The organism is Spongiactinospora rosea, from assembly GCF_003315795.1.
In the GTDB taxonomy this organism is placed as follows: domain Bacteria; phylum Actinomycetota; class Actinomycetes; order Streptosporangiales; family Streptosporangiaceae; genus Spongiactinospora; species Spongiactinospora rosea.
On sequence record NZ_QMEY01000039.1, the window covers coordinates 21,871 to 35,960 of the forward strand.

The following is a 14,090-nucleotide window of genomic DNA, read 5'->3' on the forward strand; positions in this document are numbered from 1 at the left end:
CGACATCACCTTCACAAGTGACCAGGAAGTCACATATGAGTCCGAGAGTGGTTCCCGACGAAGAACCGATCTGGCGCGCGCTCGCCGACCCCACCCGGCGGGCGATCCTCGACGAGCTGCGCGGCGGCGCGCGCAGTACCGGGGCGCTGGCGGCGGTGTTCCCCACGACGCGGTTCGCCGTGATGAAGCATCTGGGCGTGCTGGCCGACGCCGGTCTGATCACCATTGAGCGGCGCGGCCGGGAACGGCTCAACCACCTCAACCCGGTCCCGCTGCGGGTGGCGTACGAGCGCTGGGTCCGGCCGCTGGCCGGCGTGACGGCACACCCGGCGGAGACGGCCGGGCACCCGGAAGGACCCGGGCGGAACTTGGGAGCGCGCGTGGAGTACGGGCTGGACGTCCGGGCCGAGCACACCGTCAAGGCCGGGACCGAGCGCACCTGGGGCGCGCTGCTCGACCTCGCGGACTGGTGGCCGCGCACCTGGCCGGAGGGCGAACGGCTGGCCTTCGAGCCGCGCCTCGGCGGGCGGCTGGGGACCACGGCCGAAGGGCGTACGCTCGATGACGGGCCGGGCACCCTGTGGGGCGTGGTGAGCGCGCTGAGCCCGGGGCGCGAGCTGGTGCTGGACGGGTCGATGGGCGTACGCGGCCCGGTCGCGGGCCAGTGGCGGATGATCCTCACCCCGGACGGTGAGACGACGAGCGTCACCGTCGAGCACCGGGTGATCGGCGAGATCGACGAGGACACCCGGGCGGGCTTCACCCTCGCCTGGCCCGGCACGCTGGCCGCGCTCGACTCCTACCTGTCCCGCCTATCCGGCCGCAACGATAACCAACCGGTATTTCCCGAACGCAACTACGGGGCTTGACAAATGGGGCGCGGCGAGGAGAGCACGTCTTCTCGCCGCCCGCCGATTCATGGCGTGGGCTCGGCGTACGTCCTCCAGGGGAGTACGGACCCCCGCACGGGAGAACGACAGACGAACACTCGGTGCGGCACGGCCGCAGGCAGGGCCTGGACGGGCGGCGGCCTCCGGCCGGCGACGGAGTTACCGTGGATCGGGTTTGGGGCGGGCAGCGCGCACGGAGCGCATAAGTGCTGGTCAGATGGGCTCTTGGGGGTTTCGGCTAGCCGATACCCGGCTTTCGGAATATTTATATTCCTGTCACAGTAGATGACTTATTCATCGGTTTCCTTACCTTCCCAAGAGATAACCGTCAGTCTAATATCTAGTTTTATGTCTCGGTGTGCACTGGATTTCTCTGGCACGCGCGCGCGGCAGCCACGTCGGCATGCCGCCATGCCCGGACATTGCCCTGACCGCGAGCCGTGGAACGTTACCCGGCGCGGCCCGGCCCCGGTCATTTCCGAAAGACGCGCAATACGGGGGGTTGCCATCTCGGAGAGCCGCGACGCCTGACGTCCACGACACAGGAGGCACGACGATGGGATCCTCCCGCGCGACGACGATCACCGTGGCCGTCGCGATCGGTGTGTTCGGCGTGGGCGCCGGGGTGGGCAGCGTCATCGCCGGCCGTACGGCGGGCGACGGCGAGATCAAGCTGGCGGCGGGCACCTACCACCTGGACGAGCAGGAGGACCCCGGCCTGACCTTCGAGCCGTCCGACCCGGAGCCGTCCGTGCTGCCCGAGTCATCGGATTCGGCCGAGGGTCCGGGGGCTCCGGAACCGTCCGAAAAGCCGCGCCGAAATGGTTTACGGGTCTGCCTGACCACCACGACCGACGGGCGGGTGATCGCCGCCAGATCCGGCGGCAAGGCGGGCGGCAAGGTGGAGGACGGCTGTACGCCGCTGCCGGTCGTGGTGGACGCGGCGGCGGAACGCTTACGGCCGGGCAACTCCACCCCGGTACCGCTGCCCAGCCCGATCGCGACGCCCTCGGGCCGGGACTGCTCGCCGAAGCGCGCGCCCAACGGGGTGATGCTGACCCCGGCGGTCCCGAACTCCCGGTCCGGCACCTCCCCCCGGACCACCCCCTGCCCGACCGCCGACCCCACCCGTACGCCGACCCGCAAACCCACGGCGACCCCCACCCGGAAGCCCACCGCGACCCCGACGCGGAAGCCCACGGCGACCCCGACGCGGAAACCGACCGCGACTCCCACGCGGACGCCCACCAGGAAGCCGACCGCCACGCCGACCCGGACGCGGACGGTGGTGCCGACGCTGACGTTGACCCCCACCCGGACGCGGACCGTCACGCCGACCCGTACGCCCACGCAGAAGCCGACCGCCACGCCGACCCGGACGCGGACGGTGGTGCCGACGCTGACGTTGACGCCCACCCGGGGCCCGCGCCCGACCGTGACCGTGACGCGGACGCCCACCAAGTCCCCCACGGGCAGACCGACGCCGTGCGCGCCGCCCTTCCCCGTGGTGACCTTCGACGCGGAGGACCGCGAGCCGCCCCCCTACGAGGACGACTACGACTACGACACGTCCGAGCCGTCGCCGACCCTCACCGTGACGGTGACCCCCAGCCCCAGTTCCGGCTCCACCGCGACCCCGAGCGCCACGCCGAGTCCGACGCCGACCCGCTGCCGCCCCACACCCACCAAGAAGCCGACCGCGCGGCCGACGACCAAGAAGCCGACGCCCACCCGTACCGCGACCCCGCTGCCGTCCGCCGACGGGAGCCTCCCCGACTCGGTGCCGCCGAACCCCGGCCCGAAGGACCCCTTCGTCCAGCGGCTCGACCCCGAGGACCTGCCCGTGCTGCGGGACCCCGCGCTGATGCGGCGGGCCTACGAGGCGCTGGGCCTGGACGGGTCGAAGAAGTACACCGACGAGAACGGCTTCTGGGACCTCACCATCGCCCCGCCCGGCACCCCGGCCTGCCACGAATACCCCGAAGAGGACGCGCGGGCCCGCATCCGGCATGACTCGTGCAGTCTGCCCGCGTTCGTCCGCTGGCTGCTGGTCGAGCCGGAGGCCGGCGAGGTGAGCAACTGGACGAAGTTCACCGGTCTGACCGAACGCGACCTGACCGTCGTGGTCCAGGACCCCGAGGCCGAGCAGGGCGACACCCCGCCCGGCGACGACCCCGCGCCCGAACCCGCCCCGGCCCCCGACCTCGATCGACCCGATCTCAACGCACCCGCCCCCGACCAGGTCGAGCGAGGCCCGACCGGATACGGCGGGTCATGAGCACGCCGACCGGCGCGGACAGGGTGGCCCTCGGTCCAGGCCCGTCGTGGGTACGCGATCACGGTGCCCACCTGCTCGACTATGCCGGGCACCATCTCGACTCCGGGCGCGCGGTGACAGCGGTGATCACCACGCTGACGATCTGCCTGACCAGGGCCGAGCCGTACAAGGACCCGGCGGCCCGCCAGGGCGGCGTGTCGCCGCGCGGCAGGCTGCTGACCGTGCTCCGCAAGGCGTGCATGTACGGCGGTCCCGGGACGGGCGGCGCGGACCACGCGGGTCAGATCAAAAGGTACGAGTCGGGCGGTGCGCCGGGCATGCCGGACGGGCGGCTGGTCGAACGCGCCTGGACGCTCGCCGACCCGCTGGGCACCGAGGCGCTGCGCCTGATGTACCGGCACGAGCTGGGCGCGGACGACCTGGCGCACGTACTCGGCGTGCCCGCCACGGAGATCACCAAGGTCGCCACCCGCACCCAGGACATGATCGAGACCCTGGTCAGCGGCCTGGACGCGCTCGCCCACGGCCGGGCCGCCTGCCCGGCGCTCGCGCCGCTGGCGGACGCGCTGTTCCCGGGAGGGCTGTTCGGCGACTCCTACGACGCGCCGTCCATCATGCAGGGGCCGCGCAGTCCCGAGGAGTTCAACGAGGCGCGGATGGCGCTGGTCACGCACATGATGACGTGCCCGGTGTGCAAGCGGCCGATCAACATCCGCTACACGGTGCCGCAGATGATCTGTCATCCGCCGGTGCCACCGCTCCCGGCCGGTACCAGGCAGCGCATCCTGGACTCCCTGCCGCTCCCGCCGGAGCCGCTGACCACGCCGATCTCGACGGCCGCGCCACTGTCCGCCCCGGTCGCCGTGGCCGCCGAACGCAAGGAGTCCGCCGCGGAAGAACCGGCCCGCCCCGAAGAACCACCCGCAGAACAAACCGCCCAGATCCCCCCGAAGCCCGAGCCCAAGCCCGAGCCCGAGCCGAAGCCCGCCCCGAAGCCTGCGCCGAAGACCCCGGACGCCACTGGACCGGGCAACGCCGCACCCGACACCGCCGCACCGGACACCACCCAGCCCGGCCTGACCTCGCCGCCCGCCGCCGGCCTGCCCGCCGCCGGGTCGTCCGCGCTGGACACCCCCCTGTACGACGCGCTGCGCTCCCAGGCGTGGGCGCGCGGCGTACTGGCCAGGACCGGTACCGCGGGCGAGGAGAAGCAGGCCGCAGGCGAAAAGCAGCCCACCGCCCCCGAGCCCCCCAGGCGGCCCGAGCGGGAGATCCCGCCGCTGCCCACCGCCCCGATGCGCGCGGTACGCGGCCCCAAACCCCCCAAGGCCGCCAAACGCCCCAAGACCACCAAGTCCCCGCATCCCCCGCTGATGCTGCACGCCCCCGTGGCCGCCGATCCCGAGGCCACCATGCCGGGGACGGGCGCGGGGCCGGGCGCGCGCAACGAACCCCCCGGTCTGACGATCTTCGGGGAGAAGACGGCCGGGCTGCGTACCCGCCCCCGCGTCCCGACCACCATGATCAAGCTGTCGATCATCCTGGTCGCCGGGGCGGCGGGCGTGATCTTCGGGATGAGCCTGCTCACTCCGGGCGGGACCGCCACCCAGCAGACCGCGGCCACCCAGATCACCACGGACCCCGGCCTCGGCGCCAGCACCGCCCCCGTGCCCCCGGCCACCACAGAGCAGGCCGAGCCGACGGCCCCTGAGAAGACCGCCCCGGAGAAGACCGTCCCGGAGACGGCCCCCGAGACACCGCCGGAAAAGGTCCCCACGGCCGACGTCCCCACCGTGGAGTCCCGCGCCGACGGCGGCCCCCGGCTGGCCGCGCGGCTCACCGTGCCGCGCTCGGTGGCGCTCGACGACTACGGCCGCGGCAGCATCGCGATCTCGCTCACCCGTGGCCGCGCCGTCAAGTGGGAGGTGACCGCGCCCGGCCTGCAGGCCACGCCGTCCAGCGGCACCCTGCGGCCCGGCCAGCGGGCGGTGATCTCGCTGCGCGCGCTGCGCGTACGCAACTGGTGCGGCGCGGCCACGCCGATGACCGCCCCCCTGACCGTCCAGGGAGACGGCGACACGATCACCACCCCGGTGCGGTGGCGCACCTGCTGACCGACGCGACCCGCCCCCGCACCCCCAAAGACCTCCAAGCCGGTAAGACTCCGCGAAAGGACGCGAAATGACGGAGCCCTCCCCCCCGATCCGCTCGGCCAAATCCGCGGCCGCGTCGCAGGAACCGATCCCCGAGTCCGTGCCGCTCACCGCCGAGCACCTGCTCACCAACCGGCAGCCGGAACCGGCCGGGGGGTGGCGGCGGATCCTGTGGAGGCTGTCCGGCGGGCGGATCAACCCCGCGGAGTCGGCGGCCGAGCTGGAGCGGCGTACATTGATCGGGCAGGCGCAGATCCCGGTGGCCAGCGGCCACCACCGGATCGCGGTGATGAGCCTGAAGGGCGGGGTCGGCAAGACCACGACCACCGCCGCGCTCGGCAACACGCTGGCCTCGCTGCGCGGCGACCGGGTGATCGCCATCGACGCCAACCCCGACCGGGGCACGCTCGGGCTCAAGGTCAAGTCCGAGACCGCCGCGACCATCCGGACCTTCCTCGCCGAGGCCCCGCACATCGCCCGCTACGCCGACGCCCGCGCGTTCACCTCGCAGTCGGCGGCCCGGCTGGAGGTACTGGCCTCCGACGCCGACCCGGCGGTCAGTGAGGCCTTCAACGCCGAGGACTACCGCACGGTCACCAAGCTGATCGAGCGCTACTACTCGATCTGCATCACCGACTGCGGCACCGGCCTGCTGCACGGCGCGATGGGCGCGACCCTCGAACTCGCCGACCAGGTCGTCCTGGTCACCATGGTCGCGGTGGACGGCGCCAGCTCGGCGGCGGCCACGCTCGACTGGCTGACCGCGCACGGGCACGCCGACCTGGTCAAGAACGCGATCGTGGTGCTGAACGCCGTGGAGCGCAAGACCGACGTGGACATCGAACTGCTGGAGCGCCACTTCACCTCGCGCTGCCGCGCGGTGATCCGCGTGCCGTACGACCCGCACCTGAAGGAGGGCGCGGAGGTCGATCTGGTACGGCTGCGTCCGGCGACCAGGGCCGCGTACCTGCGCCTGTCGGCCGCGGTGGGGCTGGGCTTCTCCAAGGGGAGCCGGGGTCGTTAGTGAAGATCACCGAAGATCCGGTACTGGACTGGGGACTGGGCCCGCCCCGCCACACGCTGCGCTGGGTGCTCATCGCCCTGGTCGCGGCGGTGGCCGCGGGGTTCGTGGTGTGGATCCTGTTCCGGTCCGACCCGGCGCCGACCCAGGCGGCGACCGCGCGCACCGAGCCCGCGGGGATCATGCTGGCGAAGCCGTCCGGGTTCCACGGCGAGGGCGGTTATCCGATCGGCTTCCCCAAATCCGAACTGGGCGCGGCCTCGGCCGCCGCCGCCGCGCTGGAGGCGGCCTGGACCCTCGACCCGGACCAGGCCGAGCAGGCCGCGGTCCTGTACGCGCCGCCGGACCAGCAGGAGGCCGCCCGCGACGGGGCGGCGGCGGTGGTACGCGAATGGCGTAAGACGCTCGGGCTGCCCGAGGAGGGCGCACTCCCGCCCGGCGCGAGCATGCGCACCACCACCATCGGCGTCCAGTGGCGCTCGCGCGCCGCGGACCAGGTGGAGGTCTCCGTACTGGTACAGGTGACCGCCACCAAGGAGGCCGGGCAGAACGCCCCGGCCTACTCAAGCCCCTACGCCATGAGCCTGCTCATGGCATGGCGGCCGGACGCACGCGGTGGCACCCGCGGTGACTGGGTCAACATCCCTGATCCGCAGCAGGTCGTCGTGCCGAAGGTCGCCGCCCCCGGCACCCCCGAGTTCCGCGCGGCGGGCTGGAAGCCCATCGCGGGAACCCGGTGAACCGCACTGAATCCGCAGATCGAGGAGGACGCTATATGGCCCAACGCAGTCCCTCAAAGCGCGTCACCCTGGTCTCCGGGCTCGTCCTGACCGGGCTCTCGGCGACCACGGGCGCGGTGATCACGCATCCGTGGGTCGCCATGGCGCAGCCGGTACCGGAGGCCGCGGCCTCCCTCATACCGGGCGAACCTCCACCGAACGACCCGATCGACGTGGAGAAGATGCCGCCGCCGTTCGAGGAGCGCAAGCCCGAGCCGAAGCCGGAGCCCAAACCCGAGCCCAAACCGGAGCCCAAGCCCAAGCCGGAACCAGAGCCCGAGCCCGAGGTGACCGACGACGGCGAACCCGACCCGGAGGAGACGCCGGAGGAGGCCGCGCCCGACCCCGACGCCACGCCCGAGCGCAAGGCCCCCCGGCAGCGGCAGCAGCCGAAGCCGCAGCCCAGGCCGAGTGAGCCGTCCAAGCCGGAGCCGACCGCGGACGACGAGAAGGACAAGGACAAGGAGCCGAAGCCGTCGGTGTCGGCCCAGCCCAACCCGGGTCCGACGCAGCAGCCCACCAAGAAGCCGGACCCCGACCCGAAGCCGGACCCCTCAAAGACCGACAAACCCGAGAAGCCCGAGAAGCCGGAAAAGCCCGACGAGAAGCCCACGGACAAGCCGAAGCCCACCGACAAGCCACGTCCGACGGACAAGCCCAAGCCGCCCCAGAAGCCCACGCAGGAACCCCCCAAGGAGCCCGCCAAGCCGCCCGCCAAGGAGCCGACGAAGGAGCCGGCGAAGCCCCCGGCCCCCAAGCCGTCGCCGACCGGCGAGGTGGGCGAGGCGCCGCCCGTCAAGCAGCCGGACTCGCGGCAGCTCGCGGCCCCGCAGCAGAAGAACCGGCGGACCAGGCCGGTCCTCCCGCTGCCGCCGCTGGCCAAGCCCGCCCGCCCGGATGGCGCCTGCGTGCCGTTCAAGGACGCGAACTGCTGGAGCCTCGCGCCCTGGCGCGGCCGTACCACCAGCGGGGCCGACCAGGGCGGCTCGTCCGGCCTGGGCGACTCCGGTTCGCCGCTGGCGCTGCCCAAGCGGCAGGCCGAGGCCGCGAACGCGCCGCGCTGGGCGTTCGCTCCCCCGATCGCGGCGCCCGCCGCCCGTTCCGGTAACGGATCGCAGGACACGTCCGTGTCCGACGGCACCGCGTCGGCCCCCGTGCCGCCGCGTCCGGCCGGGTGCTGGACGTTCAGCATCTCCTCGCAGTGCGCCCGCGCCCAGGACCCGCCGTCGTGATCGCCCGCCCGGTGCTGCGGGCCGCCGTGGTGGGCATGGCGGTCACCCTCGCCCTCGGCGGCCTCACCGCCGCCCGGGGCGACACCGCCGTACGACGGGCGGACTGCACCGCCACCCCGGAGGGCGCGAACCCCGACTGGGGCGCGCCCATCTGGTGTGAGGACTTCGAGTCCCAGCTCGACCGCGAGAACTGGTTCGTCTACGACTCGGCGGGCCACGCGGGCAAGGGCCGGCGTTCCCCCGGCCAGGCGTTCATCGGGGACGGCGCGCTCTACCTGTACGGCACCGCCAAGGGCACCACCGCGGGGCTCGCCACCCGCTACGTCCAGTCCCACGGCCGCTGGGAGGCCAGGATCCGGCTCTATGCGGGAGCCGGTTCCTACCATCCGGTGGCACTGCTGTGGCCGCAGCAGGGCGGCGGCGGGGTGGACAGCGCGACCGGCGAGGAGATCGCCTTCCTTGAGGTCATCGACGACCCGGAACGGCAGCGCCCGAACCTGTTCATGAAGACCCCCGAGGGCGGCAAGGAGGGCGTCAGCGGCGAACTCGACATGACCGCTTACCACACGTACGCGGTGGAGAACACGCCCGAGGGCGTGGTCGGGTACATCGACGGCCAGGAGTGGTTCCGCTCCGCCAACTCCACGCAGAGCCCGATGGCGGCCTGCCTCCAGCTCGACTGGTTCCCCGACGGCAAGGACCGCGGCGACGCCTGGATGGAGGTGGACTGGCTGCGCATCTACCCCATGCAGGAATCTCAGTGATCCCTGTCGTCGAGGACGCTTTGTAAGGCCGCGGCCGGAAACCGGTCGCGGCCTTTCCATGTCACGAGATGATAACGACACGCGGGCGTAAGTGGACAGAAAGTGGACTGTCGACTGGATACCGGCCGAATTACGCTGCGATCAGCGGCAGGGTGATCGCGAACACTCCGGCCGCCGGCGATGCCAGACCGAACGCCCCGGCGACCCACTTCCAGCGCGGAGCCCGTCGCCACCCCACCCATTCCCAGCATGCTCTGTGCCCGTGCCCGCCGCTTGGGCCGGCGCCTGGGCGATTCCCCGTCGTCATCGCCAGTCCAGAACCACGCTGTCATAACGCGTTACCCGGAAAGGGACAAATGTCTGGATTATTAGGACGATGGCGACGCCGAACGGCCGACCTGCTGGCTTTGACGCTGGTCGCCGGACTGCTCGTCATCGTACCGACCACACCGTCCGCCCAGGCGGCCGTCACGAAGGTCGCGATGACCTGGAACCTGGCCGGAGGCGGGGACACCCCCCGCACGGTGCCCGCCCTGATGCGTGACAACAGGGTCACCGTCGCCGCTCTCCAGGAAGTGGCCAACGGGAATTTCATGGGCCTCACTCCCACGAATCACGACGTGCCCTACCTCAACCGAGACGGGAAACCCTCGACCCCGCAGCGATGGCGGGTCGAGCAGTACACCATTGCCAACGACATCAACGCGACCGCCTTTGTGATCAGGACCCATTCCAACAACCGAGGTCTCGCGGTCGTCACCACTGACAACATCGCCAACGTGACGGCGAACGTACACGTCCTCAACATACAGAAGGACCGGAAAGACAAAACGGCATTTCCCGCCCTGGGAGTAAAGGTGGGGGATGCCTGGTACTACTCCATCCACGCCACCACACAGCCGAAACGCGCCAACAACAACGCGGACCTGCTGCTTGAGGACATCGCCACCCTGCACGGGCAGCCCGGCTTCGACAGCGACTGGGCCGTGATGGGCGACTGGAACAGATACCCCACCGAAGATGGGACTGCCTGGCGGGCGGCGACGAGAAACCTCAGAGGTGACGCGCTGACCAGCTTTTCGGTAAGCCAGATGGCATTGAGCGTCGCCACCGACCTCGATCCCGGCGAGCGCATCATTTCGCAGGGCGCGAAGACCTACGAGGGCGGAGCCCAACTCGATTACATGGTGGCCAAGGGCGCAGGCGACAACTACCACGCCAGCCGGGCGAAATCGACGCACAAGTCCGACCACTATCCGGTCTTCTTCGGCCCGGCCAGCAATCCCGGCACCTGCGTGGGCGGCCCGTCACCGTCACCGTCACCGTCACCGGCGGACGCGGTGCGCGCAGCCGCCGAGGAGGCCTGTCCCATCGACGACGTGCCGGCCATGGCCGTCTCGATGGGGGACAGCTACATCTCCGGCGAGGCAGGGCGCTGGCAGGGCAATGCCAATGCCCCCGACAGGGGCGATTCCTATGGCACTGACCGGGCCGCCGACGGCACACAGGTCTATGAGAAGAACGGCGACGGCAGCGACGCGTGTCACCGCTCGGACGTCGCGGAGATCAAGGGCGCCGAGATCGCCGGAGTACCGAAGAGCCGCATGTTCAACATCGCGTGCTCGGGCGCCGAGACCAAGCACCTGCTCTCGGAGTCCTTCAAGGGGGAGAGGCCGCAGATCGAGCAGCTCACCGACCTCGCCGGGGAGTTCCAGGCGAACACGATCGTGGTGTCCATCGGCGGTAACGACCTCGGGTTCGCCAAGATCGTGGAGTCGTGTGGCAACCAGTTCATGAAGTTCTTCGGGTCCTGCTACCTCGCCGCCGACAGGATTCTCAAGGAGCGGCTCCCCAACGTGGGCAGGGACGTCGCCCGTGTCCTTTCCACCATTCGCGACACCATGGCCGAGGCCGGGCAGGACGAGACCAGCTACCGGCTCATCATCCAGTCCTACCCGTCTCCATTGCCCTCCGCCGAGGAGGTGAGGTACCCGGGCGACCACTATGACCGGTACATCCAGGGCGGCTGCCCCTTCTACGACGACGACCTGAATTGGACGCACGACGGTGCCATGAAAGGCATCGGAGACATGCTGCGAGGGGCGGCCGATGAGACGGGCGCGGCCTTTCTCGACCTGAAAGACGCGTTCGCCGGGCACGAGCTGTGCTCGAAGTCCACCCGGCAGGCGAAGTCCAGCGAATCGCTGGCCAATCCCATTCCGATGGCCGAGGCCGAGTGGGTCCGGTTCGTCCAGGGCTACACCTCCGCGGGCGACTGGGTGGAGGCCATCCACCCGAACGCGTTCGGCCAGAAGGTCCTCAGCGACTGCCTCACCGACGCCGTCCAGAGGATGGCGACCTCGAATCAGCGACACCTCTCGTGCGCCGGGAGGCCGGACGGACCGGGCATGCGGCTCCGTCCCATGGCTCTGGGGTCGTCCACCACCTGGGGTCAGGGCAGTTCACACGGCAACGGTTACCGGGACGTCGCCGGTCGGGGGCTTCAGACCCTGCTCGACGGCAGCACGCCGATCGGCTCCTCTCCTCCTGTGGACTGGGTCGGCTCGGTGAAGGTCGGCACCATGGCCGACCGGGACGTGGAGGGGTGGCGAGGCTTCCGGATCCACGAGATCGCCGGCAAGGCGGACTGCGCCGTAGAGACCTACCAGCCCAACGTCATCACGTTGATCGCCGGCGGCAACGACGTCACCCAGAACTACGAGATGGGCGGCGCCATCGGCCGGCTTGAGTCATTGATCGAACAGGTCGGCCGCGACGCCCCCGGCACCACCGTGCTGGTGGCCGGAATCCAGCACTACCACGACGCCGCCACCGACGAGCGCGGCGAGGCTTTCACCGCCCAGATCCCCGGCCTGGTGAACCGGCTGGTGGGACGTGGCCTGCGGGTGGTGTACACCGACATCACCCGGCTGGGCGACGCCGACATCGGCTCTGACGGCGTCCACCCCAACGACCAGGGCTACGCGAAGATCGGCGAGGCGTTCGTCGAGGCCGCGGCCAAGGCGTGGGACCGAAAGTGGATCCGGCCCCCCAATCCCCAGGCACCGGACGCCGGCTCCAACCCCTGTGGCTCCAGAGACGACGGTGGAGGCGATCCGGAGGACGACCCGCACGACCTGGGCCAGTACTGGGAGGGCCGCGGCGTCATCCAGCCCGAGGGACGTCCCGGCGCGGTCAAGCTGTGGATGGCGGACATCAACCGGGACCGCAAGGCCGAGCAGATCGTGGTCAGGAAGGACGGTTCCTTCGACTTCTACTGGAACGACGGCCCCGACGGGAACGGCTGGAAGCCGTTCACGCTGGGCAAGCACCCCTTCCAGCCGCACGCCGGCGCCGATGGCGACCTGCTCCGCTTCGCCGATCTGGACGGCGACGGGCACCCCGACTGCGCCTTCGTCCAACCGGACGGCACCCTGACGGTCTATCGGTGGGACTGGTCCAAGCCGATGGGCGAACGGATGTGCGCCATCCAGTACGTGGGCGACCCGCACGTCTACAACGACGGCAAGACAGGAGGCAAGCTGACGCCCCCGGCCGGGGTGAAGGTCCGCTTCGCCGACGTCACCGGCGGCGGCCGGGACGACTTCCTGATCATCAGGCCGGACGGCACCACCACCGCGTGGTTCAACGAGAACTTCAAGACCGACCGGACCATGCCGTACCTGGACTGGCAGAAGCTCAACCGGGTCGCCGCGAGCCGCGGCGAGCCCAGCGAGATCAGGAACGCCGACCTCAACGGCGACAACCGCGACGACCGGATCCTGGTCACCCCCGGCGGCGGCGCCAGGGCCTGGATCAACGAAGGCCCCCGGGGAGGATTCAGCCGTTACCGTGACATCGGCAAGATCGCCGAAGACTCCGGCATCGCCCGCTACGACGTCCACTTCCCCGACATCGATGGCGACGGCAAGGCGGACTTCGCCCGCATCACCTCCAACGGCAGGATCTCCGCGTGGATCAACAAGCTGCCGGACGACTACTTCGACAGCTTCCACGGGCCGGGTCAGCCGGTACACGAGCCGCGCAAGCTGGGCCCGAGCTGGGAGCCGCTCGGCCTCATCCAGCCCGACGTTCGCTCCGACGCGGTCAAGCTGTGGTGGGCGGACATCAACCGGGACCGCAAGGCCGAGCAGGTGGTGGTCAAAGCGGACGGTTCCTTCCAGTTCTACTGGAACAACGGTCCGGACGGACAGGGCTGGAAGGCGTTCACCGAAGGCGAGCACCCCTTCCGGCCGCCCGCCGGAGCCGACGGTGACAAGCTGCGGTTCCCCGACCTGGACGGCGACGGGCACCCCGACTGCGCCTTCGTCGAACCGGACGGCACCATGAAGGTCTACCGGTGGGACTGGTCCAAACCGATGGGCCAACGCATGTGCGCCATCCCCTACGACGGCGACGCCAACGTCTACAACGAGGGCAAGACAGGAGGCAAGCTGACACCCCCGCCAGGGTCGAAGGTCCGCTTCGCGGACATCACCAACAGGGGCCGGGACGACTATCTGATCATCCGGCCGGACGGCACCACCACCGTCTGGATCAACCAGAACTTCCAGAACAACGGCGAGCTGGCCTGGTTCGAGCCCATGCGCATCTTCGACGGCGGTGATGGCGACCGCGAGATCAGGCACGCCGACCTCAACGGCGACGGCCTGGACGACCGGATCCTGGTCACCCCCGGCGGTGGCGCCAGAGCCTGGATCAGCGTACGCGGGGAACTCTTCTCCAGCTTCCGGGACATCGGCAAGATCGCCGAGGACTCCGGCGCCGCCCGCTTCGACGTCCACTTCCCGGACATCAACGGGGACGGCAAGGCCGACTTCGCCCGAATGACCTCCAACGGCCAGGTCACCGCCTGGCTCAACAAGCTCCCCGCCGACTACTTCCGCACCTTCCACCCCTGATCCCTGTCCGAATCGGCCCTCGGTGCGGAAACGCACCGAGGGCCGAGGCAT

The 14,090-nt window shown here is 70.7% G+C and carries 8 protein-coding genes; all 8 read left to right on the forward strand.

The features are described from left to right. Positions 1–35: 35 nt before the first annotated feature. The 8 genes from DP939_RS42545 (at position 36) to DP939_RS42580 (ending at position 14,039) form a co-directional block, all read left to right on the forward strand. Positions 36–869: a helix-turn-helix domain-containing protein gene (locus DP939_RS42545; RefSeq protein ID WP_113986535.1), complete on the forward strand. Its 834-nt coding sequence runs from the start codon at positions 36–38 to the stop codon at positions 867–869. A gap of 577 nt (positions 870–1,446) precedes the next feature. After that, positions 1,447–3,168 (forward strand): hypothetical protein, encoded by a 1,722-nt coding sequence (locus tag DP939_RS42550; protein WP_113986536.1) that lies wholly within the window; start codon positions 1,447–1,449, stop codon positions 3,166–3,168. Then, positions 3,165–5,282 carry a hypothetical protein gene (locus tag DP939_RS42555; RefSeq protein WP_113986537.1) on the forward strand — a complete coding sequence of 706 codons (2,118 nt, stop codon included), beginning with the start codon at positions 3,165–3,167 and terminating at the stop codon, positions 5,280–5,282. Before DP939_RS42550 ends, DP939_RS42555 begins: the two co-directional genes overlap by 4 nt. 67 nt (positions 5,283–5,349) lie before the next feature. Continuing rightward, positions 5,350–6,345: a MinD/ParA family ATP-binding protein gene (locus DP939_RS42560; protein WP_113986538.1), complete on the forward strand. Its 996-nt coding sequence runs from the start codon at positions 5,350–5,352 to the stop codon at positions 6,343–6,345. Next, positions 6,345–7,082, forward strand: coding sequence for a hypothetical protein (locus tag DP939_RS42565; protein ID WP_113986539.1), 738 nt, complete (start codon positions 6,345–6,347; stop codon positions 7,080–7,082). Before DP939_RS42560 ends, DP939_RS42565 begins: the two co-directional genes overlap by 1 nt. Positions 7,083–7,117: 35 nt before the next feature. Continuing rightward, a complete protein-coding gene (locus DP939_RS42570; RefSeq protein ID WP_113986540.1) occupies positions 7,118–8,353 on the forward strand; it encodes a hypothetical protein in 1,236 nt (411 codons plus the stop codon). Then, positions 8,350–9,117: a glycoside hydrolase family 16 protein gene (locus DP939_RS42575; RefSeq protein WP_147268362.1), complete on the forward strand. Its 768-nt coding sequence runs from the start codon at positions 8,350–8,352 to the stop codon at positions 9,115–9,117. Before DP939_RS42570 ends, DP939_RS42575 begins: the two co-directional genes overlap by 4 nt. A gap of 356 nt (positions 9,118–9,473) precedes the next feature. Next, entirely contained in the window at positions 9,474–14,039 is a 4,566-nt protein-coding gene (locus tag DP939_RS42580) for an FG-GAP-like repeat-containing protein (RefSeq protein WP_158578980.1), read from the forward strand. Positions 14,040–14,090 lie beyond the last annotated feature (51 nt).